The sequence below is a fragment of the Acinetobacter lwoffii genome, assembly GCF_024129115.1.
In the GTDB taxonomy this organism is placed as follows: Bacteria; Pseudomonadota; Gammaproteobacteria; order Pseudomonadales; family Moraxellaceae; genus Acinetobacter; species Acinetobacter lwoffii_T.
Genome location: NZ_JAMXXO010000001.1, coordinates 106,640 through 132,752, shown reverse-complemented (window position 1 = coordinate 132,752; position 26,113 = coordinate 106,640). Strand labels below are relative to the sequence as shown.

The 26,113-nt window shown below is 42.6% G+C and carries 23 protein-coding genes; 9 read left to right on the top strand and 14 right to left on the bottom strand.

The features are described 5' to 3' along the window. Positions 1 to 25: 25 nt before the first annotated feature. The 4 genes from NI470_RS00610 to cxpE all read right to left on the bottom strand — a co-directional run bounded on the left by NI470_RS00610 (position 26) and on the right by cxpE (position 6,306). Entirely contained in the window at positions 26 to 2,437 is a 2,412-nt protein-coding gene (locus tag NI470_RS00610) for a CSLREA domain-containing protein (protein WP_005247617.1), read from the bottom strand. A 9-nt stretch (positions 2,438 to 2,446) separates the two neighbouring features. Continuing rightward, the gene (rbtA, locus tag NI470_RS00605; protein ID WP_253147605.1) at positions 2,447 to 4,246 is read right to left on the bottom strand and encodes a rhombotarget A; all 1,800 of its coding nucleotides are present in this window, start codon (positions 4,244 to 4,246) and stop codon (positions 2,447 to 2,449) included. A 120-nt stretch (positions 4,247 to 4,366) separates the two neighbouring features. Continuing rightward, positions 4,367 to 5,071 carry a DnaA regulatory inactivator Hda gene (hda, locus tag NI470_RS00600; protein ID WP_004279125.1) on the bottom strand — a complete coding sequence of 235 codons (705 nt, stop codon included), beginning with the start codon at positions 5,069 to 5,071 and terminating at the stop codon, positions 4,367 to 4,369. A 14-nt stretch (positions 5,072 to 5,085) separates the two neighbouring features. Beyond that, entirely contained in the window at positions 5,086 to 6,306 is a 1,221-nt protein-coding gene (gene cxpE / locus NI470_RS00595; protein WP_004279126.1) for a chloramphenicol efflux transporter CxpE, read from the bottom strand. Between the two features lie 135 nt (positions 6,307 to 6,441). On the opposite strand from cxpE, the gene purM reads away from it, so the two are divergent. Further along, positions 6,442 to 7,512 carry a phosphoribosylformylglycinamidine cyclo-ligase gene (gene purM, locus NI470_RS00590; RefSeq protein ID WP_153566695.1) on the top strand — a complete coding sequence of 357 codons (1,071 nt, stop codon included), beginning with the start codon at positions 6,442 to 6,444 and terminating at the stop codon, positions 7,510 to 7,512. A gap of 6 nt (positions 7,513 to 7,518) precedes the next feature. Continuing rightward, on the top strand, positions 7,519 to 8,148 hold the full coding sequence (purN, locus tag NI470_RS00585; protein ID WP_153566696.1) for a phosphoribosylglycinamide formyltransferase: 630 nt from the start codon (positions 7,519 to 7,521) through the stop codon (positions 8,146 to 8,148). Between the two features lie 65 nt (positions 8,149 to 8,213). On the opposite strand, the gene NI470_RS00580 is transcribed toward purN, so the two are convergent. Together NI470_RS00580 and sppA are read right to left on the bottom strand one after the other, a co-directional pair. Then, positions 8,214 to 9,017 carry an alpha/beta fold hydrolase gene (locus NI470_RS00580; RefSeq protein ID WP_005252462.1) on the bottom strand — a complete coding sequence of 268 codons (804 nt, stop codon included), beginning with the start codon at positions 9,015 to 9,017 and terminating at the stop codon, positions 8,214 to 8,216. Continuing rightward, positions 9,014 to 10,036 carry a signal peptide peptidase SppA gene (sppA, locus tag NI470_RS00575; protein ID WP_153566697.1) on the bottom strand — a complete coding sequence of 341 codons (1,023 nt, stop codon included), beginning with the start codon at positions 10,034 to 10,036 and terminating at the stop codon, positions 9,014 to 9,016. Before sppA ends, NI470_RS00580 begins: the two co-directional genes overlap by 4 nt. A 125-nt stretch (positions 10,037 to 10,161) precedes the next feature. Here sppA and NI470_RS00570 point away from each other — a divergent pair, with 125 nt between their 5' ends. Further along, positions 10,162 to 11,136 carry a lysophospholipid acyltransferase family protein gene (locus NI470_RS00570; RefSeq protein ID WP_153566698.1) on the top strand — a complete coding sequence of 325 codons (975 nt, stop codon included), beginning with the start codon at positions 10,162 to 10,164 and terminating at the stop codon, positions 11,134 to 11,136. Here NI470_RS00570 and NI470_RS00565 read toward each other — a convergent pair. From NI470_RS00565 to NI470_RS00555, 3 genes are all read right to left on the bottom strand, one after another. Next, entirely contained in the window at positions 11,125 to 13,587 is a 2,463-nt protein-coding gene (locus NI470_RS00565; protein WP_153566700.1) for a DNA internalization-related competence protein ComEC/Rec2, read from the bottom strand. The genes NI470_RS00570 and NI470_RS00565 overlap by 12 nt on opposite strands. An 83-nt stretch (positions 13,588 to 13,670) precedes the next feature. After that, positions 13,671 to 14,354, bottom strand: a complete 684-nt coding sequence (gene lolD / locus NI470_RS00560; protein WP_004645694.1) for a lipoprotein-releasing ABC transporter ATP-binding protein LolD — start codon at positions 14,352 to 14,354, stop codon at positions 13,671 to 13,673. Continuing rightward, complete coding sequence (locus tag NI470_RS00555; RefSeq protein WP_004645695.1) at positions 14,347 to 15,582, bottom strand: lipoprotein-releasing ABC transporter permease subunit; 1,236 nt, start codon at positions 15,580 to 15,582, stop codon at positions 14,347 to 14,349. Before NI470_RS00555 ends, lolD begins: the two co-directional genes overlap by 8 nt. A gap of 26 nt (positions 15,583 to 15,608) precedes the next feature. Between NI470_RS00555 and NI470_RS00550 the strand changes: the two genes are divergently transcribed. Further along, entirely contained in the window at positions 15,609 to 16,172 is a 564-nt protein-coding gene (locus tag NI470_RS00550) for a PilZ domain-containing protein (protein WP_004279140.1), read from the top strand. Between the two features lie 9 nt (positions 16,173 to 16,181). Here the strand turns inward: NI470_RS00550 and NI470_RS00545 are convergent, their stop codons facing one another. After that, positions 16,182 to 17,096, bottom strand: a complete 915-nt coding sequence (locus tag NI470_RS00545; protein ID WP_004645697.1) for a DMT family transporter — start codon at positions 17,094 to 17,096, stop codon at positions 16,182 to 16,184. Between the two features lie 21 nt (positions 17,097 to 17,117). After that, positions 17,118 to 17,603, bottom strand: a complete 486-nt coding sequence (locus NI470_RS00540; RefSeq protein WP_171260766.1) for a YaiI/YqxD family protein — start codon at positions 17,601 to 17,603, stop codon at positions 17,118 to 17,120. 249 nt (positions 17,604 to 17,852) lie between these two features. On the opposite strand from NI470_RS00540, the gene NI470_RS00535 reads away from it, so the two are divergent. After that, the gene (locus tag NI470_RS00535; RefSeq protein WP_004731774.1) at positions 17,853 to 18,785 is read left to right on the top strand and encodes a hypothetical protein; all 933 of its coding nucleotides are present in this window, start codon (positions 17,853 to 17,855) and stop codon (positions 18,783 to 18,785) included. A 410-nt stretch (positions 18,786 to 19,195) separates the two neighbouring features. Here NI470_RS00535 and NI470_RS15735 read toward each other — a convergent pair whose 3' ends face one another. Both NI470_RS15735 and serC read right to left on the bottom strand, forming a co-directional pair. Beyond that, positions 19,196 to 19,327: a hypothetical protein gene (locus NI470_RS15735; protein ID WP_005103875.1), complete on the bottom strand. Its 132-nt coding sequence runs from the start codon at positions 19,325 to 19,327 to the stop codon at positions 19,196 to 19,198. A 39-nt stretch (positions 19,328 to 19,366) separates the two neighbouring features. Then, on the bottom strand, positions 19,367 to 20,446 hold the full coding sequence (serC, locus tag NI470_RS00530; RefSeq protein ID WP_153566701.1) for a 3-phosphoserine/phosphohydroxythreonine transaminase: 1,080 nt from the start codon (positions 20,444 to 20,446) through the stop codon (positions 19,367 to 19,369). A 360-nt stretch (positions 20,447 to 20,806) separates the two neighbouring features. On the opposite strand from serC, the gene NI470_RS00525 reads away from it, so the two are divergent. Genes NI470_RS00525 through NI470_RS00510 form a run of 4 tightly spaced genes read left to right on the top strand, consistent with a single transcriptional unit; the run spans position 20,807 to position 25,636 of the window. Beyond that, positions 20,807 to 22,267, top strand: coding sequence for a TolC family protein (locus NI470_RS00525; RefSeq protein WP_253147606.1), 1,461 nt, complete (start codon positions 20,807 to 20,809; stop codon positions 22,265 to 22,267). Positions 22,268 to 22,278: 11 nt separating this feature from the next. After that, the gene (locus NI470_RS00520; RefSeq protein WP_017397921.1) at positions 22,279 to 23,409 is read left to right on the top strand and encodes an HlyD family secretion protein; all 1,131 of its coding nucleotides are present in this window, start codon (positions 22,279 to 22,281) and stop codon (positions 23,407 to 23,409) included. Next, positions 23,409 to 24,539, top strand: a complete 1,131-nt coding sequence (locus tag NI470_RS00515) for an ABC transporter permease (protein WP_005265828.1) — start codon at positions 23,409 to 23,411, stop codon at positions 24,537 to 24,539. Before NI470_RS00520 ends, NI470_RS00515 begins: the two co-directional genes overlap by 1 nt. Then, a complete protein-coding gene (locus tag NI470_RS00510) occupies positions 24,536 to 25,636 on the top strand; it encodes an ABC transporter permease (RefSeq protein ID WP_253147607.1) in 1,101 nt (366 codons plus the stop codon). Before NI470_RS00515 ends, NI470_RS00510 begins: the two co-directional genes overlap by 4 nt. A gap of 27 nt (positions 25,637 to 25,663) precedes the next feature. Here the strand turns inward: NI470_RS00510 and NI470_RS00505 are convergent, their stop codons facing one another. Beyond that, positions 25,664 to 26,089 carry a DUF3887 domain-containing protein gene (locus NI470_RS00505; RefSeq protein WP_153566998.1) on the bottom strand — a complete coding sequence of 142 codons (426 nt, stop codon included), beginning with the start codon at positions 26,087 to 26,089 and terminating at the stop codon, positions 25,664 to 25,666. Between the last annotated feature and the right edge of the window lie 24 nt (positions 26,090 to 26,113).

Below are 26,113 nucleotides of genomic sequence, written 5' to 3'. Positions count from 1 at the left end.
GCTTTTTTGATGTTTCAATCATATTTTATTTTCTTAAGCGTCGATAACCTGCAAGCCCTAATAATCCTAGTAGCCCCCACATTCCAATTGCCCCACCACCACTTGAGGACGTATTCGTATTTTTAACTGTATTACGTAACAAGATTGTCGCTTTTTCTGACATTTTTTCATCAGCATCAAAAATCGCATAATCCATGCTGTAATTTGCCTGGCTTAAATTATTTTTTACACTAAATGTCAGCTGTCCACCATAACAGGTCTGATTTTGGTAGGTATCAGGACAGGCTCCTTGTCGCTCTGCCTTCAGTGAAACTCCCGCAGGCAGCTTAACAATATGAATCGGGATCTCTTTTCCATCTTTATCTTGATAAAAAGCCGACTTTCCTGATGGTAGAGGCCCATCCCCATCATCACTATCATTTTCAAGCGGATTTACCATCACTGTAAGATTATTCTCTGGACTAAGCCGATATTCATCATCTTTTGCAATTGGTGCAATGTTGTTAAAAGCTGCTCTTAAGAGGCCAGCACTGCTTACACCTGTAGCCTGGTCTTTAAGTGTATAACTACAGAACTCCATATCAACCGAACTGGTCTGCTTACCATCAGTGCGATACATCATGATCCGGTTTAAATCAGGTTTCCACTCACATTTAAGATTTGGATCATTGGGATTTCCTTCCACAGTGGTCGAATTACCAGTACCAATTAACTTACCAACACCTAAAGTTTTTACACTGACCTCATAATTTTCTGAATTTAAGGCTTTAATTTGAATCTTATCATTGGTTAGAGTTTCTTGAGGCATAGCCAAGATAAAAGGATTAATATAGATTGCACGATATTTCTGATATTGCTTGGTATATTTAAGCAAATCCTGATAACTTTTCAATTCTTCCTTTAAACCAGGAAGCTCATTTTCTGGAGTATTTTTATCAGCAATGATTTCTTCGAGATCATCTATATTCTCCTGATAAAAGTCATTGAGTTCTACCAAACTCTTATTTTGCAAGTCCGTAATATCGGCTGCAGTCAAACGTCGGATTTCAACTGAGCCGATCTCGCAAGTATTTTTTGCACTTGGATCAAATGTTAATGTGGATCCAATCACACGATCAATACCACGCTGGTCTTGTTCAATACAGCCACTCACTCCGATATCTACCAAATCCGTTGCGGTCTGATTATCACGCGGGTAATATAGCCCTAAATAGCGATTATCAATAGCAGGCTCAATATAATTTGTTAATAAACTGCTGATTATATTGTTAGAGACATCAAGATTATTTGAAGTAGTATCTTCGTCTAATTCTGGCAATACGCAACGTGATGGCCCAGTCGTTTGAATTGCATTTCGAATTGTAGAAAATTCAACACGTTGTGCCTTGGTCGGATTCCCCTGATTTAAGGCATATTCACAAGACAGGCCTTGGTTAAAGGCTAAAACATTGAAATTAAAATATCTAAAACCGGTATTGTCATAAAATAAAGTAGATTGGGCTGTATTTTCAACAATAGTATTACTTAATGCAGTTAAACTGGAGAATTTACTGAGGGGACGATTAACTTCATTCGTCATACGCACAATATGTCCTGTGGTACTTGCAGTATTCTTCGCAATAGTAGAGTTAACAATTTCTACTGTGGCATAGCCACAAAAATCAATAATACTGTTAGTAGTGTCTGAACCGTTTTTAACAATACTACTGGAATTAATTTTCACATTGGTTTGAGTTGTCCCTAAATTTCCCTGACAGTCCATCGCCAAAACACTACCATATGAACTCGCCTGATTTTTTTGAATCAAAGAATCCTGAATGACAATATTCCTTTCCGTATTCATTGCTACACTATAAATCGCCCCACCTTCTGCAGCTGCTCGGGAATTTACTATTTCACTGGTATTAATACTTAAAGGCCCAGCTACATAAAAAGTACCGCCATTCCCTTTATCCAAGGTATTTATTGCTGCATAACCATCCTTTAAGATCAGATGATGAATTTCCAGACTGGATTGGCTGGCCATACTATTAAATAATCTGGTTTTCCCCTGGCCTGAAATAGTACTTTTTAAAGCCTCCCGGGTTGGATATAACAGCGTAATCGGACTACGACTAGCATAGTTAAGCGGAGTTTTCCCATAAATTTTGAGCGCTGACTCTACGATCAGCTCTTTATCTAATTTGTACTCGCCTGCTTCAAGCTGAATCACATCTGCAGCTGAACCATCCAATCGAAGCGTACGTCCTACATTACATCCGCCATAAGATTTATCCAGTTTTGCAGTTTTAATGGCTTCTCGCAAAGAACAGGCATTATTATTCTCGCCATCTTCATCAGCAAAAGTAGTTACATATATCGTTTTATCTTCGGCTGCCATCAAACTCATGGCAGATAAAATCATGGCCGCAAGCAGTCCTTTTTTATAATTTTTCATGATTTTTCCTTAATCTTTTAATCCACGGCGTAAACCTATTAATCCGAGTAAAATCAGTAGCCCACCACCACCCCATGAGCCTCCTGAAGTTTTGACTGCTTTGTCTTCCATTTCATTTTTTGGCTCCTGAACAATTTGAGTAGTAATAGTCAAATAAGGTTTACTTTTATTAAACCGTGTCGATGAGGTCACCACTTGTAGTTCGAAAATATCTGCTCCATGCCAGGTAGAATCCGGGGTATAAACGACATTGCCATGAATATCGATGATTGTTTTACCCTTGGAAGCTGTTTTGGTTTGTACCACTTTCAAACAGCCATCTTGCCAAGGCTCCCCCGTCGGATTCTGACCAACAATGGCATTACACTGTTCTTTTGGAATTAAATCACTATCTCCCAGATAAGATTCAATTGAAAACTTGGCAATTTCACCCTTTAACAGATCTTGTCCCACCAGACTGCCTGAGATTGGTATCGTGATTTCAACAGCACCACGATCACAAAACAGATTATCCATCAAACGGTTGATCCCGCGCTGATCTGCCGCTTCACATGCTACCGTTGGATTTGCTAAACTCAATCCTGTGCCTCTATTCACAATCGGTGATTCACTCACAAGGATATAGTTCAACAAAATTCGTGGGCGCATATAACCGAGAAATTGTCCTTTAGGAACGCTATATGGACAAAGTATGGCATTATTATTTTCTTGTAGGGTCTGACAAATACCTTCACTTTTATCTGAGGATTCAGCAAAAAGTCGTGTACCATTCCAGAACTGGTTCGGCGCGACGGCATCCCCTACACCACACGAGGCTGTCAGCAGATTATTTTGCGACACAGACTTATCACCAGTGATAATTTGGCAATCCTGTGTACCATTTCTTAAAATAATACTATTCGCTACATAAGCTCTTCCATACGGTGCATGGATATTTAAAGCAGTATTTTCATTGTCAACTATGGTGAGATTATTCAATCCCATCCCGTCCAGGACATTAATAAATACACCCTTATTTTTTAGTATCGTACTACTTAATACCTCCCCACTAATACCTTGATCTTTACTGGAGTCAGCAAACTGTCCCGCGCTATAAATATTGGTCGCGGAATTATCCAGTGTCTGATTATTTTTAAGTACACTTTGATAAATGAGGAAAGCAGGTAGCTCGCTATACAGGATCCCGCCTCGTTGGGCTTTATTATTTTCGATCAGACTATTTTTAATTTGTGCACGGCTTGTTAAGTTCTGACCAAACTTGCCAGCATTATAAATTGCCCCACCCAAGTTGGCAGCAGCATTAAATAGACGGTTATATTCTAGAATTAGCTGACCTTTATTATAAATTAGGCCACCTTGTTCAGCACAACTGATTTTACCACAGCCTTCAAGATCCAGTTCTTTCAAATTTAACTGAACCAATGTATCTGTACTGTTGATCCGGAAAAGGTTATCAGTACCTTTCATTTGAATATGAGCATTATGCAAGCCTAATGCTTTTTCATCCGTACTGAATTCGCCATCACTTTCTGCGACCGCACGGATGGTAAGAGATTTTTTAATCGCGATATGCTGGTTCAACACATAGGTATTTTTTTCTTTTAAAATAATGGTACTGGATGAGTTCTCCCCACCACACCCCATAAAACCTGATTTAGCTAAGCCACGGTTAACATACTCAACAGCTTCTCGAAGTGAACATTCCTTGTCATCTTTTTCAATATCTTCTGTAGTGGTTACAATAATATCTGCACTATACGACTGCCCCGCTATACATAGCAAAGCTATGCCTATGCTCTTCTTGAGCATAACCTTCTCCTTAATTTTTATTTCTTTCTTTTTCTTCTAAAGTTGCAGAATCCTTGCAACAGCGAATTATTTTGCCTTACTGTGTCATAGACTGAGTAATTACTCAAGAATTTTTATATTTTACCGATATTCGTCAATCAAGGCATATATCTGCCGCAGATTAGCATTGCTGACTTTCAATTTTTCCCCTTTAAGCAATTGAATAATCTGCTCTAATCTTTGAAGCAGCACTGAAGTTTGATGTGGCCCATGGCTTAGTAAATAGTCAAAGATTTGAGGGTCTAAATGGATCCCACGACGATCGAGTACCGAGGAAACCAGCGCATAGCGATCAGCATACAAACTGCCACTCGGAACACGGGTACTGACCGCCTGCGTGAGACGGGATTGTAAATCTGGCAATTCGAGTTTGAGTTCGATAGGTGCAAAACGTGACGAAAACACCAACTGCCCACCACCTTCATTATTATAATTAATCAAGTGAAATACTGCGCGTTGCCAATGGGGTACGCCACTAATCGCTTCGATATCATCAAGTGCTACCAGATCAAAACGATCTAGAGAAGTAATCGCCTCAGTCGGTGCATCTAAAAGTTCAAGCAAAGATACCTGAATTGCAGATTTACCCACTTCCAGATAAGAATCACAGATGGCAGACAACAAATGACTTTTACCTGTACCGGCTCCCCCATAGATATAAAATCGGTTGATCAGGCCTGCATGTAATTGCCGGATAGCATCAATGACATGCCCCCAACCCGGCCCTGAAAAATCACTGATTCGGGCATCGAGCTGAGGTTCTATATCTAACTGCAATTGACGCATACGATTTTTTGGCCTTATGAGTCTTTACGATGTGGATCATGAATTTTACTTGAGTTCTCCTCTGCTTGCAGCGGTTTTTTCTGTGGCTTTTTCATTTCAATATCAACATCTAAGTCTGCTGTTTCAATATTGATTGAACCGGTAGATGCATCTTGTATGATAACAGCCTGATCACCATAAAATGGCGTATGTTCATAATACTCACGGATATGCCGCAGCAGTACCACAATCACGGCTGCCACTGGTAAGGCAATCAGCATACCCAAGAATCCGGCCAGTTGCGCACCTGCCAGAACTGCAAATACTACAGCTACAGGAGAAAGACCAATTTTATCACCTAGTAAGAACGGTTGTAGGATATAGCCTTCTACAGCCTGACCCACCATGAATACAATCCCCACCAGTACCAGCTGCCACCAGTCGATTCCAAATTGGAAAAAGGTTGCAATGACTGCGGCAATAATTCCAACCGCAAAACCAAGATACGGAATGATACTGCACAATCCGGCAATCATCCCGATGATCAAGCCAATCTCTAGGCCAATCAGTTGCAGTCCCACTGCATAGACTACGCCCAGCAGAACCATGACCAGGAACTGACCTTTGACAAAGGCACCTAAGACACTATGACATTCACTCACAATATTTAAGGTTGTTTTTTCATAAGGACGGGGAATCAGGCGGCGTAAGCTGTCCAGCATACGATCCCAATCCAGCAAGAAATAAAAGGCAATAATCGGAATCAGGACAATCGTGCCACCAATCTGGATAAAATTCAGGCCAGATTGTGCCAGTTTCAGCAGCATTGCCTGAATACTGTCCGCACTATAATTGGTCTGGACATAGTCCATTACGACTGAGGAAATCTGATCGGTATCGATTTCCATTGGTACCAGATTAAAGCTATCGGAAAGCCAAGGTAAGAACGTGTAATTGATCCAGTGAATCCCGGCCGGAATGCTATCACGCGCATACATCAGCTGCTGCCAGACTAGTGGCACCAGATACCACATCACCAATGTAACCACGATCCCAATCCCGATAAATACGATACTGATCGAGAGCCATCGAGCCAGCCCAATGCGGTGCAAAACATTAACCAAGGGGCTAAATAAATAAGCAATTAGAAAAGCTGCAACAAAAGGAACTACAACTGGTTTAAGCAGATATAAAACCCAAAGTATCAATGCTATACCAGCAAGTATAAGAATGCGCCGTAAAGTACGATCGACCATAGAATCTTGCCTTTTCTCTATTAATCATTCTAAAAATTAAAATATTTTAATAAAGATAGCATTTTAGGCCACAAATACCATAAGAGTTTTACATATTCAGGTTATAATCGCACCCGCGAATGCGGAGACTTCATTATGAGCAACTCAACTTCTACCCCAAACACTGGTTTAAGCTACAAAGATGCAGGTGTCGACATTGAGGCGGGCGACGCGTTAGTCGATCGTATCAAATCTGTCGCTAAGCGTACCTCACGTCCCGAAGTTATGGGCGGTCTAGGTGGCTTTGGTGCACTTTGTAAAATTCCTAAAGGTTATGAAGAACCTGTTCTCGTATCTGGCACAGATGGTGTTGGTACAAAATTACGTCTGGCACTGAATTTGAACCGTCATGACACAATTGGTCAAGACCTGGTTGCAATGTGCGTGAATGACCTTCTTGTCTGTGGTGCTGAACCACTGTTCTTCCTTGATTATTATGCAACTGGTCACTTAAATGTTGATGTTGCTGCAAATGTAGTCACTGGTATTGGCGCTGGTTGTGAACTTGCTGGCTGTGCATTAGTTGGCGGTGAAACTGCTGAAATGCCAGGCATGTATGAAGGCGAAGATTACGATCTTGCAGGTTTCTGTGTCGGTGTTGTTGAGCAAAGTAAAATTATTGATGGCTCTAAAGTCAAAGCGGGTGACATTTTAATTGGTGTAGCTTCTTCAGGTGCGCACTCAAACGGCTACTCACTGCTTCGTAAAATCCTGGACGTGAAAAACGTTGACCTGAATCAAATCGTGGATGGTCGCCCACTTGCAGATGCTGCAATGGAACCAACACGTATTTATGTCAAACCAATTCTTGAACTGTTAAAACACGTTGATGTGCATGCGATGGCACACATCACGGGTGGTGGTTTACCAGGTAACTTGCCGCGCGTACTTCCAAACGGTGCTCAAGCGCTTGTGAATGAATCTTCTTGGGAGTGGCCTGAGCTATTCAAGCTTCTACAACGTGAAGGCGGCGTAGAACAATTTGAAATGTATCGTACTTTCAACTGTGGCGTCGGCATGGTACTTGTTGTTGATACCGCTGATGCAGACAAAACTGTTGAATTACTCAACCAGCTTGGCGAAAAAGCATGGGCGATGGGTCAGATTCAAGACAATGCTGAATCAGTTGCAGGTGCAGACGAAAAAATTCGTGTGATCTTTGCGTAATTTCGCATGACTAAAATTGCTGTACTTGTTTCGGGTAGTGGATCAAATCTGCAAGCCTTGATTGATGCCAATCTTTCAGGCCAAATTGTAGGCGTGATTTCCAACAAACCTGAAGCCTTTGCTTTAACACGTGCACAACAGGCAGACATTCAGACTGCAATTATTGAACACAAGCAATATCCAAACCGTGAAGCTTTTGATGATGTTATGCATCAACAGCTTTTGGACTGGGATGTGGATCTGGTGGTACTTGCCGGCTTTATGCGAATTTTAAGTGGAAAATTTGTGAAAGCCTGGGAAGGGAAAATGTTAAATATTCATCCTTCCCTGTTGCCTTATTATAAAGGTATGCATACGCATCAGCGTGTACTCAATACCGGTGATGTTCTGCACGGCTGTACGGTGCATTATGTTACGGCTGAGCTGGATGCAGGGCAAGCGCTTGCTCAAGGTGTTCTCAAGGTTTCTCACCACGATACGGTAGAAAGTTTGGCAACACGTGTGCATAGCCTCGAGCATGTAATCTATCCACAAGTCGTAGAATGGATTTGTAGCGGTACGATTCAACATACTGAAGACGGTGTGCTGTATCGAAATGAGAAAATGCAAGCGCCTGTTCAATTCTGCAAGTTCTAAAAAAATTTAGATATAAAAAAACGCATCCTCGGATGCGTTTTTTTATTTCCAATATATTCAATAATTCAAGCAGACTGTTGCTGAATCAGCTGTTTGACCAAGCCAGCTACTTGATCAGGTTGTTCCAATGGGAACATATGTCCACCATCCACCACGGTAAAAGGAATACCAAATTTCTTTTGCACTTGCTGCGGGAACTTGCGGGCCAGAAATGGACCTTTCTTAGCCACAACTAAATGCACAGGAATTTTGGGTTTTGCCTGAGGCAACCACCATAGTGACGGATTGGTTCTAAAGACTGCGACCTCATCCATTTTAGGAATAGTGAGTTCTACCCCACCCCGGATGGGATCATCCTGCAAGGCATGGTCAATATAAGCTTGGAAGCAATCTGCATCAAAATCCTGATAAAAACCTTTAGGGCGCAGCAATTCAGCGGCTTGTTCACGTGAATTCCAATGGTCACGACGGCGTTTGGACAGACCGGCCGGAGACATTTTATCCAATGCTTTTAAGCGAAAAGTTTTCGCAATATGCAAGGCAAAGGCTTCTTTGCCCATAATCATCGGCGGGTCCAGCATGATCATTTGTGAAAACAGTTCCGGACGCTGCAAAGCCGCCTGCAGAGTTAACACAGATCCCAAAGAATGCCCCAGACCAATGACAGGTCGCCCATGTGACTGACGTACAATACTGTCAATCACTTGCTGGGTCAGGCTTTTCCAATGGTTATCAACCGGATAACGCTTGTCTGGCCCTAAAAGCGGCACATAGATAATATCGTAATCATCTTGTAATCCATCAAACAGCTTTTGATAGACTTTGGATGGCACGCCATTGGCGTGCGCGAAATGAATCAATGGTTTCATTGCAGTGTCGTGCTATTTTCTGACTGAAGCTTCTGTGCAACCGAAGAAGCAATTCCATCCCCAATCGATGAACCCATACGACCCAAGACTGATTCAAATGGACTATATTCAATGGTGTAATTCAACGCTTTTTCAGTTTTCAGTTCACGTTTCAAAGTATTTAAGCTACCGATACGATCCGCAATTCCTAATTTCACCGCCTGATCACCGGTCCAGAACAAGCCAGAGAAAATAGCAGGATCATTGGATTTCAATTTATTGCCACGTCCTTGTTTAACTGCATTAATAAAGTGACCATGCACATTATCCAGCACACCCTGTACGTGGGCTTTTTGCGCAGGATCAACCGGCTGAGTCATAGACAGCAAAGCTTTATTTTCACCTGAAGTCATGGTGCGATCTTCAACACCTAATTTTTGCAATAGATTAGTCACGCCATAATTCGGCATGATCACCCCAATTGAACCGACCAAGCTCGATGGATTGACAATAATTTCGTCCGCAGCTGAAGCAATATAATAAGCACCTGAAGCCCCAGTATCGCCAATCACGGCATACAGTTTTTTCCCAGGATACTGTTTTTTCAGATACTGAATTTCCTGCCAGATTTCATCCGACTGTACCGGCGAACCGCCAGGTGAGTTAATATTCAGCACCACTGCTTTACTTTGTTTATTTTCAAAGGCTTTTTTCAATGATTTGATAGTATTGCTACTGTTCACACTCTGTTTGTCAGCAGCAATCGTCCCCACAATATCCACGACTGCGATATGCGAACCCGCAGCAGCGCTAGCATCTGAAGAAACTGAACTACAGCTTTTGCCTAACGCCAAAATGACAACAAGCAAATAAGCAAAAGTCAGAAATTTAAAGAAAATTCCCCAACGGCGTGCACGGCGCTGTTCTTCTACCGAAGCTAAAACTGCTTTTTCCAGCAGTTTCCATTCCGGGCCAGTCGGTTGAACTGGCTGTTGCGTATTTTGTATTTGATTTTCAGGTTTTGGTGGCCAATCGGACATAAATAATCCAATAAATTGATTTATATTGAACCCATTATATACACTGAATCGGGTAATTCTGTCTAAACAAAACGTTTTCGCCTATAATAAATTTTGTTCTCTTTTTTTGTACTTAGACGAAATCAATGACGAAACAGGGCTCACGGAATTCAGCTTACGGTTTACTCAAATACATTAGCCGCCAACCGCTTCCGGTTTCTCGCTGGATGGCCCGTATTCTGGCCTTTATTGTGAACAGTTTTAAAGTCACTAAAACTTCGGAAGTCATTCGTCTGAACCTTGAAATCAGTCTTTCAGAACTGTCTAATCAGGAACGTGAACAGATTAATCGTGCTGCGGTTCGCAATGAATTAATGTCATATTTCGAGTTCTTTACTATTTGGGGCTCAAGCAATCAGAAAAATCTTAAACGCGTTCATCGCGTTATTGGCGAAGATCTACTTCATGATGCCCTTGCACAAAATAAAGGTTTGGTTTTAATTGTGCCGCATTTTGGTACCTGGGAAATTATGAATGCCTATATTGCCCAGTTCACCTCAATGACCATTATGTACAAACCTGTGAAAAATCAGGCTGCAGATCAATTTGTACGGGCCGCCCGTAGTCGTGAACAGGCGCATCTGGTGCCGACCGATGAATCTGGCGTCCGTCAGATTTTTAAAGCCTTAAAACAAGGTGGCACTACGGTCATCCTTCCGGATCATACCCCGAATATCGGTGGTGAATATATTCCCTATTTCGGCGTGCCTTTGGCCACCAGTAATTTAAGTGCCAAGCTGATTCAAAAGACCAAAGCGCGTGCCCTGTTTTTATATGCTCTACGTAATACTGAAGATGGATTCGATATTTTTATCGAAGCAGTTGATGAAAAAATTTATAATGGCAATGCCAATCAAGGCACACAAGTCATTATCAATAGTATTGAAAATTTAATTCGTCGCCATCCGGAACATTATCATTGGAGTTATAAACGCTTTAATGCGCATCAAGACTTGGGAAATCTCTACAAACTTGAGCATGAACAAGCTTTGGACAAAGTAAATGCATTAAGAACTCAAGAACTACATAAAGTTTCGCCCATATTGGAATCAGTCACTTAAGGGCTGACGATACAACCACTGCCATTCATGTCGTTCGGCAGAAAGCACCAGTTTTGAGCCTTGTTGCTGGAAGTGCACACTCCCCTGTTCTGCTGTGGTCAATAAGGGAATATTAAGTGCTTTCAACCGTTGCTGGGTCAGTTGGCTCGGGTGGCCATAACGGTTAAATTTCCCAGCCGAGGCAATCGCCAGTTTAGGCTGCAAAACCTGTAAAAATTGATAGGCTGAACTGTGCTGACTGCCATGATGCCCGAGTATCAGCACATCGACCTGAAGTTCGGGATAGTCTTGGAGCAGCTGATATTCAGTTTCCCAACCCGTATCCCCCATCAGTAAAAAGTTTTGATACGGTCCGGCATTTTTAACTTGCAGATATATCACACAAGAGCGGTCGTTTTTATTGAAGTTTGGCGTATTTAACTGCTGCTGCCGAGGTGCCAGAATTTTAAAGTTAATCGTCTCAGACCATTGCCATTGCTGTCCTGCATAACAAAACTGAAAACTTGAAGAAGCAGCTGTTTCAGGCATCTGATTGGATGACACTTGTCGGATGTTTAGTTGATCTTTAATGCTGTGATATGCACCGCTATGGTCCTGATCCAGATGGGTCAAAATCAGTTGATCCAGTTCTCCAACACCTTGCACAGACAAAAATGGCATAATCACTTGCCGACCAATACTGAATTTTTCTTCATTATAATAACCGCCCATATCGATCATCATGCTCTTTTGCCCTTCCCGAATGAAGATGGCCTGTCCCTGCCCGACATCCAGAACAGACAGCTGAAATGCATGCTGATTAAGTTGAGGAATGCACAGTGGTAAACAGGCAAGTGCTGTCCAGCTTTTGGGCACTAAGCCACGCGGCAAAAAGACAATTAATAAGCCCAAAATACATAGAGCAATCATCCAGACATTCATGGCCACAGGAATCAGTTGCGGTGCAAACAGCCGATCAAGCAGATTCAAAAATGCCAGCAGTATATGAATAAAAATATCATTGAGCTGAAACAGCAGACTCGAAAGTGGTTCAGAAATGAAAAATAATAAAGCCGCCAGAATATCTACGGGAACTATCAGCAGGCCAATCCACGGGATAGCCACCAGGTTGCTTAGCGGCGTAATCCAGGCGATCTGCTTAAAGAACAGCATCATTAAGGGAAACAGGGCCAGAAAAATTTTCCACTGCGACTCCACTAAAACTTTCATTGCAAAATACAGCCATTGTAATGCTGTTTGTATTGTTTGATGCGGTTGCTGCTGAATGGTTTGATAGATTCGCAGCAAGACAAAACAGGCTCCATAAGACAGCCAGAATGCGGCCGACAAAATGCTAAAAGGATCAAAGAGCAACAATAAGGCAGCACTTAAAATCAGCAGTTTTAATGGCTGCATACTTTGCCTGAGCAGCAGCGTAAAAGTCACAATCACACAAATCAGTAAAGTGCGTAACGCCGGAATTTCAAAACCGACAAAGGCACAATACAGCAATACACATAACAAAAAAGGCAGACTCAAAAAATACTGCCTTGGCCATTTCAGATAAATCTGCGGTACGTACCTTGAAATCAGATATTGCAACGCTCCACAAACGATAAAGGCAAAGATCAGGACATGCGGTCCGGAAATCGCCAGCAAATGACTCATGCCAAAACGCTGGAATTGCTGTTCCGTCGCTTGATCCAAGAGACTTTCATCACCACTTAATAGAGCCAGTAACAAGCCTTTCTGCTGTACGGGTTGTCTGGCCACAAACTCTCTTAAGGTCAGTCGCTGCTGTTCTACCCAAAGCAAAAATCGCTGATTCAAATTTTTCTGCTGACGTAGATATTTAGCATGACCTAGTGCATAGAGTTGTTGCGGTTGCAACTCTTGGATATGTTTAATCCTAAACCCGGCCATAACATTTTGCTGCAAGGCCCATTTTTCTGCATCAAAAGCACCCGGTGTCGCATAACTATGGTTAGGTCGAATCTGGCCTTGTAATAAATAATAGTGTCCCAGTTCAAGAGTCTGCTGTTTGGTTACATCATTTCCTAAACTGGATATGACAGGATCTGAAACTGGCAGAAAACCCATCCACTTAACTGTAGTGCCATCAGGGTTAAGCACATGCAGGGCTTGCTGGATATTCTGATCGCCCAGTTTATTCAGCTCTTTGATATAGACTACGATTTTTTTTTCAGAGACCTCGTGCTCTCGTTTGGATAAACGTTCAGCCAATTGCAGATTGGCATAAGCATGACCTAAAAAAACTCCCAAAAGCAGGCTTGATCCAGTGATCAACAAGCTTCGCAGCGGTGTATTCGAAATGAACTTTAATTTATGGCAACCCATATACCACAACAGCGCAACGATCAAAACTACCGTCCCGCTCAGTTGAACAGACAGGAAACTTTTCCCCATACAGGCAAGGCCTAAAATCCAGCCGATACACAGCCACTGCAACATTGAATCTTATTCTTTATTATTATTTTGCCCAATAATAAAGCCCACCGGAGTGAGCTTCAATCAAATGCGAATATTCTCGTTATTTATGGTTCAATCCAGAGACCATCCTGCATGTGTAAAATTCGGTCTGCAGCATGGGCCAGTTGTTCATCATGGGTCACGATCAGCATCGCCATATTGAACTCACGTTGTAATTCGGTCAGCAGTTCAAAAATCTTTGCTGCAGTCTTGCGATCCAGATTTCCGGTCGGCTCATCGGCCATCATCAGTTTAGGTTTACCGACTACTGCGCGTGCCAAAGCAACACGCTGACGTTCACCGCCGGATAATTCACCCGGCTTGTGAGTCAGACGATGTGAAAGACCAACACGTTCCAGCAAATATTCGGCTTGCTGTTTGGCTTCCTTGAACTTCATGTTGTCGCGTAACATCAGCGGCATGGCCACATTTTCCAGTGCCGTAAATTCTGGCAACAGGTGATGGAACTGATAAACAAAGCCCAAATGCTCATTCCGCACATAACCGCGTTCTGCTTCAGACAAGGTATCAAAACGGCGGCCATTCACCATGACCTGACCCGAAGTAGGACGATCCAATCCACCCAAAACATGCAATAAGGTACTTTTGCCTGAACCACTGGAACCCACAATCGAAACAAACTCGCCAGCTTTCACTTGTAATGACAAGCCACGAATTACATCGACAGTGGCTTTACCATCGGTAAAGGACTTGTGAATATTCTGGGCATCTAAAATCAGATTACTCATAACGCAATGCCTCTGCGGGTTGAATTTTTGCTGCACGTAAAGCCGGATAAATTGTCGCGACAAAACTAAGGGCCAGTGACAAGCCGACAATCACCAAGACATCCTGCCAGCGCAGATACGAAGGTAAGTAGTTAATAAAATAGGCATCAAACATATTCAGGCCTAAAGTATTGTTGAGCCAGCCAATAAAGCTACTGATACTGGTTGCCGCAATAATCCCGAGGATGGCCCCTGCACAAGTTCCAATCACCCCAATCACGGTACCTTGCACCATAAAGATTTTGGTAATGGTGGCAGGTGAAGCCCCCAAAGTCCTTAAAATGGCAATGTCCGATTTTTTATCCGTCACCACCATCACCAGTGAAGACACAATATTAAATGCCGCGACTAGAACGATCAGGAATAAAAGCAGGCTGACCATGGCTTTTTCCATCTGAATCGCGCTGAACAGATTACCATGGGTATAAGTCCAGTCCGAAGCATAAAAATTCCCCGGCAAATCACGCACAATTTCCTGAGACACTTGTGGTGCCAGGAAAATATCATCCAGCTTCATACGCACACCCTGCGCACCATCCGGTAGACGCAGCAAGGTCGAGGCATCATTTAAAGCGATATAACCCATCATCGAGTCAACTTCAGCACCAATACTGAAGATTCCCACGACTTTAAAACGCTTAAAACGTGGGACGACACCGGCTGGTGATGGGGTGGCTTCTGGCAAAACCAGAGTAATATTGTCATTTAAACCCACACCCATGGCATCGGTCATTTGCTTGCCCAAAACAATACCAAATTCACCTTTTTTCAGGCTGTCGATACTGCCCTCAACCATATGGTTTTGTATAATTGAAACTTTTTTCTCATACTCGGGTTCAATCCCGCTGACCATAATGCCGGCGACCTGACCCTGTGCGGTCAGCATGCCTTGTAATTGAGTAAAAGGTGCGACTCCCTGAACATGCTCATGCCCTTCAATTTGCTTTGCAAGTTCTGGCCAATTTGTTAAAATTTGTGTTGAGGAAACAGTCGCTTGAGGTATCATTCCTAAGACACGATTCTTTAACTCTCGGTCAAAACCATTCATCACAGACAACACTGTAATGAGGACTGCCACACCGAGTGTGAGGCCGATCATTGAGACCAACGCGATAAAAGAAATGAAGTGGTTACTACGCCGTGCGCGAGTATATTTCAACCCTATATACAGCGAGATTGGTTTGAACATAACCATCTAGTCCGAGGTAATAAATTATGGAAAATGTACAGCATCCAAACGGATTTACGGAAAGACGCGTCATGTCTCGAATCGATGCTGCCTTACGAATTAATTATCAGATTATTTCCGATGATGTTGCCTTGAATGATCCTTACGATCCTAACTTCGTCTTGCCCCGCTATTTTCTACTACTTGCAGAACTAGATCAATTTGATCATGCGGTTAACTACGAATTAGAACAATTATCTGAAAAAGATCAACAAATTGCTCGAATCTTATCCTTATTTAATCAAAAGTTAAACCTTATTACCGGTTCTTTGTATGACGCAATTGTACAAAGCATGTTACCTGTACCAGAGCAAGTGAACTTTTCAGAAACCGGTTTTAGTTTCTTTAATGAGCGCCCTATCGCTGAAGGCACCTATCTGCACGTGACTTTGAGTCATCCGGAAAATTTCTTCCATATTGCAGCAACCGCTCAGGTGGCCTACAGTCGCGAAGAAGAAAATGGCAAATATCGGACTGGTGCATATTTTATTACCATGCATCCCCAAGACCGTGTCAAACTGGGTGAATGCGTCAAGGCTCACTTTGTTTAAATTACTGCTTTAGTCAGTGCTGCTGGGTGATGAAAGGCGAGCGTTATAGCTCGCTTTAATTTCTCTGGAAAAATATAACAACAAACCAGCCAGTAAGATAACGACACCGAAGACAGCCCCACCCGATAATTTTTCATCATTCAGAATCACCCCGACAAATAAGGCCAGCATCGGCGTCAATACGGTGGTCAATGACAAAGTGGTCGCCTTGATTTTCTGCACCAGTTTAAAATAACAGAACATCGCAATCAGGGAAGCCATGATTACAGCATAACTGAGTCCAATTAGCGATTTTGCCTGTGGGATCTGGGTTGGTGCAAATTGCCAGATAAATGGCAACATGGTACAGGCCATGACCGCTGAAACAGCAATAGAACCGGCCGCTTGTGCCATAGGTTCGAGAGGTGCATTAACTTTTTTCACCCAGAACATCGAAACACAGTAAATAAAAACACTGAGCAACATCAGGCCTATGCCAATCGGCTGAATATGCTGATCTTTGCCACCGACACAGATAATGCCCAGACCCAGCAAGGCAATCGCCATACCACCCCACTGCGAAGGATAGAGCTTAAGCTGAAATACAAAACGGCCAATTAAACCGGTAATAATCGGCGCCAGTCCGAACATCAGGGCAATAATGCCTGAACTCAGATAATCCGTGGCCAGATAAGTGAAAATCTGTGAGCCGATAAAACTGCATGCGCCAGCCAGGTAACTGTGCATGGATAATTTATCTAAGGGAAAACGGGTTTTAAATAGCCACAATAAGGCAAATGCAAAAGGCAAAGCCAAAAAGAAACGCAATGCCAAAGCCCAGAGCGGATGCAAATCCGTCACACTCCAGACAATCGCTAGCGGTGTCGTCGCCCAGATAAAAACCAATAAAAGATAGGTGGCAATCATATTGGTTTGTGTGGGCATGCGAGTCACTCTGAATAAGGCTTAAAGCGCGGAAGTTTTACGTTTTTGTTTTTGGATGGTCTGATCGAGTGCGCTGGAAAATTCGCGTTTATCCCGTTCTGAAATCGGGGGTGGCCCGCCCGTTTGCACGCCCGCTCCGCGTAAGCTGTCCATAAAATCGCGCAGATGTAAGCGCGCTTTGACATTGGCCGTAGTATAAATTTCACCACGGGGATGAATCGCAATTCCGCCTTTTTCAATCACTTCCGCAGCCAAGGGAATATCTTGGGTCATGACAATATCATGCTCTTTCATGCGCAGAATAATCTCTTTATCCGCAGCATCCGCCCCACTCATCACCTGAATTGAATTAATTCTGATCGAAGGAGTTATTCCGACTGGTTGGTTGGCAACAAAAGTGACTTCCAGCTGATAGCGATCCGAAGCACGAATAATCACATCTCGCAGAATACGGGGCAATGCATCGGCATCGACCCAAAGTTTGAATGGCAACACAGGGCTTCCCATTAAGGTATAAATCATGGTTATTCTAGCAAATTGCAGTGATCAGGTTGATGATTAAATCGCTCCATTTTCATTGCATCTGTCATCAATATTTTAAAAAGTATGTGCCCGGTAAAACTGGCATGATTCACGCGAGAAAAAAATTGACTTCATTTGACTGGCATTTTAATTTTAAAATTCATTCGATTGACTTGAAAAATCGCAATGACCCTCGATTAACTATAAATACATCATCCAAGATCAATTGTGCATATGAAAAATCAGAATAGCCCAGAGATCATCACCATTGATGATCAAAATTTCGGTAGTCATGTCGAACATTGGACCTTGCTCACCGACAACCCTGGCACAGATGTTCCACAGTGGTTAGGCAAAGCTCTTGATGAACCAATCATGCCGATGGGCCTTTGTACACAAGAATGTGATATGGATGCAGAGACCTGGCTGATTCAGGGACCGAGCAAAGCTGCGGTACAGTTGAGTCAAGTGATTGCCGTCGAAAACAACAAACCTCAAGCAGTAAAAACTGCATTTCCGTGCTTTGACAGTCCTTATCAGGTGAAAGCCACGATTGACCGGATTATTTCCTGTAAATCCAACACCCAAGCTGTATTGCGCCTGAATCTGGGTGCTAACAATATTATTTACGCTTTCGATAGCCTGTATAGCGTCAATCACCCACATTATGAAAAAGACCAGTCCTATGTGGTGAATCTGAATGGCTGGGCCTATGAACTTGAAGCGGTCGCAGATCATGAGCATCTGGTGGTTGATGATCCGGCTTCGATCAAGCACCACCGTGCCTTGAATGATATTCTGGCTGCCAATAATGGTGTAGCACCGGATAATTTGCAGGAACAGATTGATGCCTGGCAGCCGCAGTGCGAAGAAGATAAAGAACCTGTAACCGTAGATTTTTCTAAAATGGTGGCTTATCTATACGGCGAAACCATGGGTCAGGAAGATGAAGCCTGGTTCCAGGGCAATATTGTCGGTAAAACGACTATGCAGTTTATGGGTCAGGACTATACCCTATATGATGTCACCCTCATTCATGATGAAGGCCAGCCTGCGACCTTGATCCGGATTGCAACGCGGAATGACCAGTACAGAGACTTTCAGATTGGCCAGTATATTCGTGGCAACTTGTGGATTCAGGCCAATATTTATAGAAAAGCGGCCTAAGTTCAAACAGAAAAAGAAGATATTCATTTTGATGGGTATCTTCTTTTAATCCATCTATATCCTTATTTGTCATTTTAATTTTTGATTATTTTTTATACATATTTTCTGGCTTAATAATCTATTTAAATTCATTAAAAACCGAGTTATCCACATTTTTAAATTCAAATAAATTCATTTTAAATATTTAAAATGACCTTAAAAACCTTGTAAAAATAAGCATTTGATTTCTCATATAAATAATCTGATGTCGTGCAAATCTGATATTTAAATAAAATGAAAATTTATGCTCTTTAATTAAAAATGTACTTTATTTAATCAATTTTTTATGATAAAAATACTCACAACAAATTAGTATTAACGATAAATAGATCGGACAATAAATATCTATGAAAATCGTGCAAGAAGAAACATTACAACAGGTCGAGCATCATCTTAGCTCCCGCTATAATATTGATATGATGTCCTGCCTTTTTTTCATGTTGGGGATGCTGATCTGCGGATTCATCCTGCATACTTTTATTTTCTAAAATTATTGTATTCATAAAAAACCCAGCTTGTGCTGGGTTTTTTCGTTTCAGGAATTAACCATTGCGTTTGGCAAAGTCATCCATAAAGTTCACTAATGCCTGCACGCCCTCTAAAGGCACGGCATTATAAATACTTGCGCGCATACCGCCAACCGAACGGTGACCAGCAAGATTTAATAAATGCTGCGCTTCAGCTTCTTTCAGGAACTGTTTCTCAAGATCAGCATTGGCCAAAGTAAATGGTACGTTCATGATCGAACGGTTTGCTTTTGCAATCGGATTCGCATAAAAATCGCTTTGATCGATATAACCATAAAGTAAGTTAGCTTTCTCAAGGTTCACTTTGTGCATGGCATCTACACCGCCATTTTCCAGCAACCACTCAAATACTAAGCCAGATAAGTACCATGCATAAGTTGATGGTGTGTTGACCATTGAGCCATTTTTCGCTTGATCTGAATATTTCAAGATGCTTGGAATTTCAGGTTTGGCTTGATCAAGTAAATCTTCACGAATAATTACCAGCGTCAAACCAGCAGGACCAATATTTTTTTGCGCACCCGCATAGATCAGGCCAAATTTAGAGACATCTAAGGGTGCAGATAAAATGCTAGATGAATAGTCACAAACTAATGGCTTGTTTGTTCCAGGAATTGAAGCAAATTGCAGACCGCCAATGGTTTCATTATCGGCATAATGTACATAGGCTGCATCCGCAGACAGGTTCCATTCGCTTTGTGCACTGATCGCATATTTACCATCAATTTGGATACCTGCTTTTACAACATTGATATCGCCATAACGCTGCGCTTCTTTCAAGGCTTTTTCAGACCAGATACCGGTATCGATATAGTCTGCTTTGTTGTTTTTGCCAAGCAGGTTCAATGGAATTGCCGAGAACTGTAATGATGCCCCACCCTGCAAGAACAATACTTTGTAGTTCTCAGGAATATTCATGAGTTTACGTAAGTCTGCTTCCGCTTTTTCAGCCATGGCAACATAGTCGGCACTACGGTGGCTCATTTCCATGATCGAAAGACCTTTGCCGTGCCAGTCAAGCATTTCAGCTTGAGCTTTTTCAAGTACGGCAGTCGGTAATGCAGCAGGACCAGCACAGAAGTTGTACGCGCGCATGATTTTTCCTTTCAGAGTGAAACACAATAAAATGATGGCATTTAACCATATCTGGCAGGGTCTTGCACAAAATTATTTCAATCTATGAGTCAAGATAGAGTCAAAAAATCAATGTAGATTCACAAGATAAATTGACCAGTATTTTAGCCTGCTGTTTTTATCATCTTTGAACTAACAATTGAAAATATTCAAGATTAAGCCATTTTTTGATTCTAGATATTCCATTAAAAACAGCCGATAAGTATTTGAAATACAGATGTAAAAGAAACAATACTATAACTTTACACTAGTTCTATCTGCGAACCTTTGATTTATACTAGCCGGATAACATCACCGGCTTAAAATCAATTTAGCGACTTTATGAACTTAAAGAAAAATAAAAGACAGCTTGTCTGGGGTTTAAATCTGCTTGCATCGATGATGTATGGCAGCTTTACTCATGCGCAGAGCATCAGCTTTCAGGACGCTGAACGTCAGTTGTTGCAAAATTCTTATAGCAGCCAAGCCTATCAAAGTCTGGAACAGGCCTCAAAACTTGAAGCTGAAGCAGTAAAAGGCGTAGGTCTGCCACGAGTCGATCTGAATGTTCGTGCGTATGCCTTTCATAATGAACTCGATCTGCCTTTGGGTGCTTTAAAAAATAATTTAGAGCAATCCTTAACGGATGGTGTAAATAATAGAATTGATGAACTGAACTTAGGTGATCTGGCTGACCCACTAAAAAATAGTTTAAGACAACCTATTCAAAATGGGGTGGGCTTAATTCCTGATAGTTCGCATGTCGTGCTGGATGATCAGGTGATTCGTCCGACGGTTTCAATCATGATGCCGCTTTATACCGGTGGACTGACAAGCAGCGCTAAAGAAATCGCCAATATTCAGGTCGGTCGTAGTCAGCTCAGCAACAAACAGCAGCAAGACACGCAGCGTTTTGAACTGATTCAAAGTTATTTCAATGTGCAGCTTCAAAAGCAACTGCATGCAGCTGCGCTGTTTAACCTGAATGCCATGCAGCAGCATTATCGCAATGCCTTAAAGATGGAACAGCAAGGTTTTATCAGTAAAGGCCACCGCATGCAGTTTGAAGTGGCACGCAATAATGCCGAGCGCAGTCAGCAAAATACGCAGGCCAATTTGAATGCTGCCCTGTTCCAGCTGAATAATCTGCTTCAGGAAAGTAGCATCACCGAACTTGCGACGCCTTTATTTGTCAATAAAACCGAGCCACAGGCCTTAAATCATCTGCTGAAAACCTTTAGTCAGAACTCTGCGCTGATTCAAAAAATGCAGCTGGATACTCAATTAGCTCAAGCCAATGTCAAAGCCCAGCAAGCAGCGAAAAAACCGAATGTTTTTGCTTTTGGCGAATATAGTCTGGATCAAAATGAAAACTGGATTGTCGGGGTGGCTGCCCGTTATAACTTATTTTCCGGAATTGATAAAAATAAAAATATTCAGGCTGCCGAACTCAAACGCTCTGCTACAGAACTGCTTACTGCACGCACCCAGCAGGAAATTGAAAATCTGATTTATAAATCTTATAGCGAAGCACTCAGTGCACAGCAAAGTGATGCACTTCTGGCACAAAACTTGAAAGCCGCACAGGAAAATTTACGCATCCAAGAATTGTCCTTTAAAGAAGATATGGGCACCGCCACACAGGTCATCGATGCACAAAATGTGCTGAGTGGACTACGAGCCGAAACTGCCTTGAATGCCTACAAATATGTGATGTCACTGGCCACCCTATTACAAAGCCATGGCTCGATTGCAGAATTTCCCAACTACATTCAACATACCAACACTCACTATATTCGCTAATGGAGCCGAACATGAACGAAGATCAAAAAACCAATGATCCTGTGAATGAAGCGGCTTCATCCAGCGATACAGAAAAATCGCCTGCACAACAGGTAGAAACAAAAACTGGAATAGAAAATAACGCAGCGACTTCGACAGAGCATGAACAACCCGCTGAAATCGCTAAAAAGAAAAAATATTTATTGCTCGCCCTGATTCCAGTTCTGCTGGCAGTCATCGCATTTGGATTATGGAAAAGCTACCAACCGGCTCCGCTGGAATTGCAGGGTCGTGTAGAAGCTGAAACGGTCCAGGTGGCGACCAAAGTGCCGAGCCGCATTGAAGAAATTTATGTAGAAGAAGGTCAGCGGGTCAAAAAAGGCGATGTACTGGTGCGCTTAAACAGCCCGGAAATTCAGGCCAAAAAACAGCAAGCCGCAGCGGCTTTACAATCTGCGCTGGCCTTACAATCGACTGCTGAACGTGGCTCGCAAGAAGAAAATATCGCGAGCCTGTATGCCAACTGGCAATCGCTGAAAGCACAGCAAAATTTAGCCAAAGTTTCTTATGAGCGTGGTGCAAATTTATTTAAGGAAGGTGTGATCTCACGCCAGCGCCGTGATGAATTATTTGCAGCCAGTCAATCAGCGGCGCAAATGACTGAAGCGGCGTATCAGCAATACGCACGTGCCAAACGTGGCAGCACCTCGCAGCAAAAGAGTTCTGCCGATGCACAGGTAGATATTGCCCAGGCTGCGCTGGATGAAGCCAATGCTTTAGAGGCAGAAACCCAATTAGTTGCACCTGTAAACGGAACGGTGTCTAAAACCTATGGAAAAGTCTCGGAGCTGGTAGCCACCGCAGTCCCTGTGGTCAGCCTGATTGAAGATCAAATGTGGGTAAGCCTGAATATTCGTGAAGACCAATATGCCCCATTTCAGAAAATGAGCAGCATTGAAGGTTATATTCCTGCCCTAGATAAAACCGCCACTTTTAAAATCAAGCAGATCAGTGCCGAGGGTGAATTTGCCACCATTAAAACTACACGCCAAACCGGCGGTTATGATGTACGAAGTTTTAAGCTGCATCTTGTGCCCGCACCAGCGATTCCTGAACTCAAAGTCGGGATGAGCGTGTTATTTAAACTGAAAGAGACCCGATAATGTGGACGGGTATATGGCGCGAACTGCGCTATCTGCTCAACGAAAAATGGGATCTGTGTCTGGTCACGCTCGCACCTGCACTGGTGATTATTTTATTCAGCAGCATGTTTGCTCAAGGGAAACCGGATCATTTACCGATTGCGATTATTGATCAAGACCAGAGTGCGCTGAGTCAAAGCATTTATCAACATGTGGCGCTGAATCATACTCTTAAAATTGCTACGGTGTCGGAACAAACAGCTGAAATTGAGCGCCTGTTAAATCAAAATAAAATTTGGGGTTATATCCATATTCCAAGCGGTGCCGAGCAACGTCTGGTTCGTGCCCAGGATGCTGACATCAGTATTGCCTTTAACCAGAGTTATTTCAGTATCGGAAATACCATCTCCTCTGCCATGCTGGTCAGTACCCTACAAGCACTGGCTGAATTTGGCGGACAGCAATATCTGGGCAACCGGCTGCCTTCTCTCGAAGCACCGTCACCGCATATCAAAATATCGCCACTGTATAATCCGCAGCTGAATTATGAATTCTATCTGGAACCCTATGTCATTCCGGCAATTCTGCATTTACTACTGTGTTGTTGTGTGGCATTTTCCGTCGGTCAGGAACTAAAGCGGCAGACCTTAACAAGCTGGATTAGCAACTCATCCATCTGGATGGCATTGCTGTCTAAGAACCTGGTCTATGTGGCTATTTTTAGTCTATGGACCTGGATCTGGATGTTCTGGCTGATTGAAATTCGCGGCTGGTTTGTTGCCGGTTCGCTCAGCCTGATTCTATCGGCACAATTTCTGCTATATAGCGCCTATGCATTTTTAAGCAGTGCAGTGGTTCTGGCGACCAAAGATTTAAGTAAATCTTTTGGCATCATTGCGGTCTATGGCGGTTCATCTTTAAGTTTTGCCGGTGTGACTTTACCTTTAAATAATGCGCCCCTATTCACCCAGTTTTGGTCCAATATTATTCCGTTCACGCCCTATGCCAAATTACAAACTGAACAATGGGTGATTGGTAGTCCATTGCATATTTCACTGCAAGCTGGATTAATGCTGCTGATCTATGCCCTAGTCTACGCTCTGCTGGCTTATCTGTTTCTTAAAAAAATCGCCAAAGGAGCAACACCATGAAATCCCTTTGGTTTTACTATCTACAAAGCTTTAAAGATATCGTCAGTCACGGCACGATCTTTACCACGCTGATTCTATCCGTCTTGTTTTACAGCTTTTTTTATCCAACCGCTTATCAGGCACAGCAGGCTGAAGCCTTACCGATTATTATTGTCGATGAAGAACAAAGTAACTTAACCACCCGTATTATTGGTCAGGTGGCACAAAGCCCCAATGTCGAAATTCAGGCAATTACCGGCAATTTCGCCGAAGCCAAACAATGGGTGGAGTCACAAAAAGCCGATGGCATTTTACTGCTGCCGGACAATTTATCGCAAAGCTTAAGGCATGGTGAAACAGGCGGAATTGGACTGTATTTAAGCACGGCCAACTTTTTAGTGACCAAACAAATTGGTCTGGGCTTAGCTACATCAGTTGAGCAAACTTTGGCAGATTATACTGAACGCTTTGGCAAGGTCTCGGATTTTTCACCTGCCCTTTCTGTGCATCAAATTCCTTTATTTAATCCGCTATCCGGCTATGGCAGCTATGTCTTTCCTGCGGTTGCACCTTTAATTATTCACCAAACCATTCTTTTGGGTTTGAGTATGCTGATTTTGGTATATCGGGAAAGAAAAGTAGAATTAAACGCAAATGCATTGATTGGGATGTGTTTAGCGGTCTTTACTATTGGCTGTCTGGGATGTTTCTATTTATTCGGCTTTAGCTTCTGGCTATTTGATTATCCGCGCGGTGGCAACCTGCTCGGGATGCTGCTGGCTGTTCCGGTTTTTATCTACACAATAATTGGCATGACCTGCCTATTTGCCAGTTTTCTGGATCTGCCAGAACGTGCGGGTCATATGATTGTATTCACTTCCATTCCACTGTTCTTTTTATCTGGTGCGGCCTGGCCGCATGCTGCCATGCCTATCTGGATGCAAGTCCTTGGTGAAATCCTGCCTTCCACGCAAATTGTGCAGATGTTTATTCAACTCAATCAGATGGGTGTACCTACCGCACTGGTCTTGCCTAAATTGCTCTATCTTGGAATGATTGGCAGCTTGTGCTTTTTCCTGGCTTATCGACGTTTAATTCCCAAGCATCAAAGCAGATAGAGCATTATAGCAATGCTCCTATTCCACTTATTTACTCGATTCACCAAAGACCTGAATATTGAAATTACGAATCTTGTTACTACCATTCGGCTTGTCAAAACTCACATCATACTGAACCAGATTCTCCCGATAGGCAATTTCATAGCTGACCTTATATTGTCCCGGCTGATTGGTTGCTTCTTCAATCTCTTTGGTCATTAAAGTCTTAGACTTGTATTCACCTTGAGGAATTGAACGTGAAAAGCGTTTCATCAGCTTTTCATTATCCTTAAACTGGGTTTGCAACTGCGGCTCTAACTGATCCAGAAATTCCTCATATTTCCCGTCACGCAAATCCTCATAGGCTAGCTGTGCCGCCTTTTCCTGTTCAGGACTCGGATTCGGAATATTGTCCATTGAATTACAGCCAGTCAATGCAACCGCTGCTGCCAACAACATTAATTTGGTTTTCATCGCTTACCCTTATGGAGTCAAGGT

What these genes read in the sequence shown, in the direction of transcription:
- NI470_RS00610 (WP_005247617.1), bottom strand. Translation starts at nt 2,437, where the DNA reads ATGAAAAATTATAAAAAAGGACTGCTTGCGGCCATGATTTTATCTGCC.
- rbtA (WP_253147605.1), bottom strand. Translation starts at nt 4,246, where the DNA reads ATGCTCAAGAAGAGCATAGGCATAGCTTTGCTATGTATAGCGGGGCAG.
- hda (WP_004279125.1), bottom strand. Translation starts at nt 5,071, where the DNA reads ATGCGTCAATTGCAGTTAGATATAGAACCTCAGCTCGATGCCCGAATC.
- cxpE (WP_004279126.1), bottom strand. Translation starts at nt 6,306, where the DNA reads ATGGTCGATCGTACTTTACGGCGCATTCTTATACTTGCTGGTATAGCA.
- purM (WP_153566695.1), top strand. Translation starts at nt 6,442, where the DNA reads ATGAGCAACTCAACTTCTACCCCAAACACTGGTTTAAGCTACAAAGAT.
- purN (WP_153566696.1), top strand. Translation starts at nt 7,519, where the DNA reads ATGACTAAAATTGCTGTACTTGTTTCGGGTAGTGGATCAAATCTGCAA.
- NI470_RS00580 (WP_005252462.1), bottom strand. Translation starts at nt 9,017, where the DNA reads ATGAAACCATTGATTCATTTCGCGCACGCCAATGGCGTGCCATCCAAA.
- sppA (WP_153566697.1), bottom strand. Translation starts at nt 10,036, where the DNA reads ATGTCCGATTGGCCACCAAAACCTGAAAATCAAATACAAAATACGCAA.
- NI470_RS00570 (WP_153566698.1), top strand. Translation starts at nt 10,162, where the DNA reads ATGACGAAACAGGGCTCACGGAATTCAGCTTACGGTTTACTCAAATAC.
- NI470_RS00565 (WP_153566700.1), bottom strand. Translation starts at nt 13,587, where the DNA reads ATGTTGCAGTGGCTGTGTATCGGCTGGATTTTAGGCCTTGCCTGTATG.
- lolD (WP_004645694.1), bottom strand. Translation starts at nt 14,354, where the DNA reads ATGAGTAATCTGATTTTAGATGCCCAGAATATTCACAAGTCCTTTACC.
- NI470_RS00555 (WP_004645695.1), bottom strand. Translation starts at nt 15,582, where the DNA reads ATGTTCAAACCAATCTCGCTGTATATAGGGTTGAAATATACTCGCGCA.
- NI470_RS00550 (WP_004279140.1), top strand. Translation starts at nt 15,609, where the DNA reads ATGGAAAATGTACAGCATCCAAACGGATTTACGGAAAGACGCGTCATG.
- NI470_RS00545 (WP_004645697.1), bottom strand. Translation starts at nt 17,096, where the DNA reads ATGCCCACACAAACCAATATGATTGCCACCTATCTTTTATTGGTTTTT.
- NI470_RS00540 (WP_171260766.1), bottom strand. Translation starts at nt 17,603, where the DNA reads ATGGGAAGCCCTGTGTTGCCATTCAAACTTTGGGTCGATGCCGATGCA.
- NI470_RS00535 (WP_004731774.1), top strand. Translation starts at nt 17,853, where the DNA reads ATGAAAAATCAGAATAGCCCAGAGATCATCACCATTGATGATCAAAAT.
- NI470_RS15735 (WP_005103875.1), bottom strand. Translation starts at nt 19,327, where the DNA reads ATGAATACAATAATTTTAGAAAATAAAAGTATGCAGGATGAATCCGCA.
- serC (WP_153566701.1), bottom strand. Translation starts at nt 20,446, where the DNA reads ATGCGCGCGTACAACTTCTGTGCTGGTCCTGCTGCATTACCGACTGCC.
- NI470_RS00525 (WP_253147606.1), top strand. Translation starts at nt 20,807, where the DNA reads ATGAACTTAAAGAAAAATAAAAGACAGCTTGTCTGGGGTTTAAATCTG.
- NI470_RS00520 (WP_017397921.1), top strand. Translation starts at nt 22,279, where the DNA reads ATGAACGAAGATCAAAAAACCAATGATCCTGTGAATGAAGCGGCTTCA.
- NI470_RS00515 (WP_005265828.1), top strand. Translation starts at nt 23,409, where the DNA reads ATGTGGACGGGTATATGGCGCGAACTGCGCTATCTGCTCAACGAAAAA.
- NI470_RS00510 (WP_253147607.1), top strand. Translation starts at nt 24,536, where the DNA reads ATGAAATCCCTTTGGTTTTACTATCTACAAAGCTTTAAAGATATCGTC.
- NI470_RS00505 (WP_153566998.1), bottom strand. Translation starts at nt 26,089, where the DNA reads ATGAAAACCAAATTAATGTTGTTGGCAGCAGCGGTTGCATTGACTGGC.